Raw genomic sequence first — 3,844 nt, forward strand, 5'->3', positions numbered from 1 at the left:
GGGGGGGGGGGGGGGGGGCGGGGGGGGGGGGGGGGGGGGGGGGGGGGGGCGGGGGGGGGGGGGGGCGGGGGCGGCGCCGGGGGGGGGGGCGCCGGGGGGGGGGCCCCCCCCGCTCGCGTGCTCCGGCCGGCCTTCAGGAGGCCTTCATCCGCACCGGCAGCAGCTCGGGCCCGTTCACGACGATCGAGGCCAGCAGCTTCGGCTCGCCGTCCAGCTCGATGTCCACCCCCCGCTTCACCAACTCCCCGTACAGCAGACGCAGTTCGACGCGCGCCAGCATGCTGCCCAGGCAGAAGTGCTCGCCGAAGCCGAGCGAGAGGTGACGGTTGGGGGCACGGCGCACGTCGAAGACCTCCGGAGCCTCGAAGACCGTCTCGTCCCGGTTGGCCGACGGCAGCCAGAACACCACCTTGTCGCCGGCCTCGATCTGCCGGTCGTGGATCCGCACCGGCTTCACGGCCGTACGCATGATGTGGGTGGCCGTCGACGTCCAGCGCAGCACCTCCTCGACCGTTGACGGCAGCAGCGCAGGATCCTCTCGCACCGCCTGCCACTGCTCGGGGTGCTCCAGGAGCGCCAGCATCCCCCCGGCCGCGGCGATACGGGTGTTCTCCGTGCCGCCGACCAGCAGGTTGTCGCAGTTGAGAATCACGTCGTCCGGGCTCAGCCGCTCGCCCTCCACCTGCGCGGTCGCAAGGACGCTCACCAGGTCGTCGCCCGGGTTGCGGGCCTTGTCGGCCTGCAGCTCCTCGAAGTATCCGAGGATGTCGAGATGCGCGAAGCGGCGCGCGAGCGGGTCGCCCGCCGCGAACGCCTGGCTCGTCAGGTCGTACAGGCGCTCCCAGTCGGACTCGGGCACCCCCATCATCTTGCAGATCACATAGAGCGGGATCCGGGCCGCGACATCGGCGACGAAGTCACAACTGCCCCTCTCCAGCGCCTGGTCGACCACCCCTCGGGCGATCGAGGACATCTCCGCCTCGAGCGCGCGGACCGAGCGGACGGCGAACCAGCCGTCCACCAGACCGCGCAACTGCCTGTGACGGGGAGCGTCGGTCAAGGCCAGCGTCCGGCCACCGCCCGGGTCCGCCCCGTGATCGGCCGGGCGCAGCAGAATGCCCTGTGCCGAACTGAACGTCTCCGCGTCCCGGTAGGCGGTACGGATCTCGTGGTAGCGCGTCAGGGACCAGAAACCCGGAAGCTCCGCCGGCCGGTGCCAGTGCACCGGATCGTTGGCGCGCAGCCAGGCCCATTGCGAAAAGGGGTCGCCATGGGAATAGAGTTCCGGATCCACCAGATTGATGTGCGGCGCTGAATCGGGCATACGGGTGCCTCGCAGTGAATGGGGGAGGGCCGGTGTGGCGATACACGATCTGGCCGTGAGGGCGATGTTCTGAATCGACCCGACGCGATCGGCCGACCGCGTTCCGGCTATAGGCGTCATTCACCGTCCCAAAAATCGTGACATCCCGTCAAGGTTCGTCCCCGACCTGTGGTGTAGCCGTTCAACTGCCCTGGTCGCGCAGTTGAACGCCCGCCCGGCGTGCATTGATCCCCACCCGGGGCTGGGTCATAGTGGGTCGCCGCGCCAGTGCTCGATAAACATGGATTCTCAGGTCGCAGCTTTGTGCAACAGGAGCTGGGCGGTCATGCGCGTGCCCCGGTTGAGGCAGCCCGTGCTGTTCCAGTCGACGAGTCGAACGATTGGAGTGCGTGGGCATGACCAAGAACGAGGGTGAGTTCGTCGAATTGATGGGCGGACAGCTCGGCATCTGGTATGCGCAGCAACTCGCCCCCGAAAACCGGTCATTCTTTCTCTCGGAGTACATGGAGATCCACGGCCCGGTCGACCACGCCCTGCTCGTGCGCGCCGCCGAACTGCGGGTCCGTGAGACGGAGACGGCGCGCCTGCGGCTGAAGACCGTCGACGGCACCCCTGTGCAGTACCTGCACGACGCGGCCGACTACCCGGTGCGGACCGTAGACGTCAGCGGCGACGCCGACCCGCGCGCCGCGGCCCGCGCCTGGATGGACGCGGATCTGGCGCGCCCCGTGGACCTCGAGGGCGGGTCGCTGTACAACGTCGCGATCATCAAGCTGGAAGAAGAGCTCCACTACTGGTACATACGCGTCCACCACGTCGTGTTCGACGGCCAGAGCGGTGTGGTCGCGGCCGCCCGCGGCGCCGAGATCTACGCCGCCCTCCTCGAGGGCCGCGATCCCGGCGAGGCAGCGCTGCCGCCCTTCTCCGTCCTGCACGAGGACGACCGTGCCTACCGGACCTCGCCGAAGCACACGCAGGACCGGCTGTACTGGCTCGAGCGCCTGGCCGGCCACCCGGCCCTGGACGGCGGCGACGCCTACAGGTCCCGCCGCGCGCAGCGCGCCCCGCTGCGGCACACCGACGACGTCGACACCGACGTGGCCACCGAACTCAAGCTCGGCGCACGCCGCCTCAGGACCAGCTTCCCCGGCCTGATGATCACCGCAGCCGCGCTCTACCAGCACCGCGTCAGCGGCGAGCGGGAGATCACCGTAGGCCTGCCTGTGCGTGCCCGCGGCGACCGGCACACCCTCGGTGTCCCCGGGATGACCTCCAACATCCTGCCCCTGCGCCTGAGCATCGAGCCGCAGACGACCGTCGAGGACCTCGTACGCCAGACCTCCCGCGCCATCCGCGAGGGCATGAAACACCAGCGCTACCGCTACCGGGACATGCTCAGCGACCTCAAGATCACCGACGGTGATCTGTGCGGGCTGCACATCAACGTCATGGCCTTCGACTACGACCTGCGGTTCGGGGACTGCCCCACCGTGACGCACAACCTGTCCACCGGCCCCGTCGACAACCTCCGCATCGACGTCTACGACCGCGGCGGCATGCAGATCAACGTCGACGCCAACCCGGACGTCCACGACCTGGACGAGGTCGCCGCGGTCTCACGGCGCTATCTGAACGTCGCCGACTGGCTGGCCCACGCCGAACCCACCGCGCTCGCCGCCCATGCGGACCTCCTCGGCGAGCAGGAGCGCGGGCGGGTGCTGGTGGAGTGGAACGACACGGCGGTCGAGGTGCCGTCCGGTTCGCTGCCGGAGCTGTTCGAGGCGCAGGCGGCGCGGACGCCTGAGGCGGTCGCGGTGGTCGCGGACGAGGAGTCGCTGTCCTATGCCGAGTTGGATGCTCGTGCCGATCGGTTGGCGCGTCATCTGGCGGGTCTGGGCGTCGGTCCGGAGTCCGTGGTGGGGGTGTGTCTGGAGCGCGGTGTCGAGATGGTGGTGGCGCTGCTCGCGGTGGTGAAGGCCGGCGGCGCGTATCTGCCCCTCGACCCCGACCACCCCGCCGAGCGCGCCACGAACCTGCTCGCCGACGCCGCACCGGTGGTCGTCGTGGCCTCCGCGGACACGGCGTCGGCGGTGCCGGCATCGGACGCGACGCTCGTCGTCCTGGAGGACGCGGACCTGGCAGACCTCGATGACACACCACTGGCTGTCCGGATCCGTCCCGAGTCCCCCGCGTATGTGATGTTCACGTCGGGGTCGACGGGGCGTCCGAAGGGTGTGGTGGTGTCGCATGCGGGGATCGTGAACCGGTTGTGGTGGATGCAGGACCGGTTCGGTCTGGGTGCGGGCGATCGGGTGTTGCAGAAGACGCCGTTCGGTTTCGACGTGTCGGTGTGGGAGTTCTTCTGGCCGTTGTCGGTGGGTGCGGCGTTGGTGGTGGCGCGGCCGGGTGGGCATCGGGATCCGGCGTATGTGGCGTCGGTGGTGCGTGAGCGGGCGGTGACGACGGTGCATTTCGTGCCGTCGATGCTGGAGGCGTTCGTGGCGGAGCCGTCGGTGGGGG

The 3,844-nt window shown here is 69.8% G+C and carries 2 protein-coding genes; one reads left to right on the forward strand and one right to left on the reverse strand.

Annotated elements, in window-relative coordinates:
* Window positions 1-133: 133 nt before the first annotated feature.
* Window positions 134-1,324: a cytochrome P450 gene (locus ACIRS4_RS36120; protein WP_404204176.1), complete on the reverse strand. Its 1,191-nt coding sequence runs from the start codon at window positions 1,322-1,324 to the stop codon at window positions 134-136.
* Window positions 1,325-1,719: 395 nt separating this feature from the next.
* Between ACIRS4_RS36120 and ACIRS4_RS36125 the strand changes: the two genes are divergently transcribed.
* Window positions 1,720-3,844 (forward strand): AMP-binding protein (locus ACIRS4_RS36125; protein WP_404204178.1); only part of this gene is annotated, 2,125 nt, incomplete at its 3' end.

The sequence above is a fragment of the Streptomyces sp. NPDC101166 genome (genome assembly GCF_044768125.1).
GTDB lineage: Bacteria > Actinomycetota > Actinomycetes > Streptomycetales > Streptomycetaceae > Streptomyces.

Coding starts and splice junctions, on each gene's coding strand:
- ACIRS4_RS36120 (WP_404204176.1), bottom strand. CDS start 1,324: ATGCCCGATTCAGCGCCGCACATCAATCTGGTGGATCCGGAACTCTAT.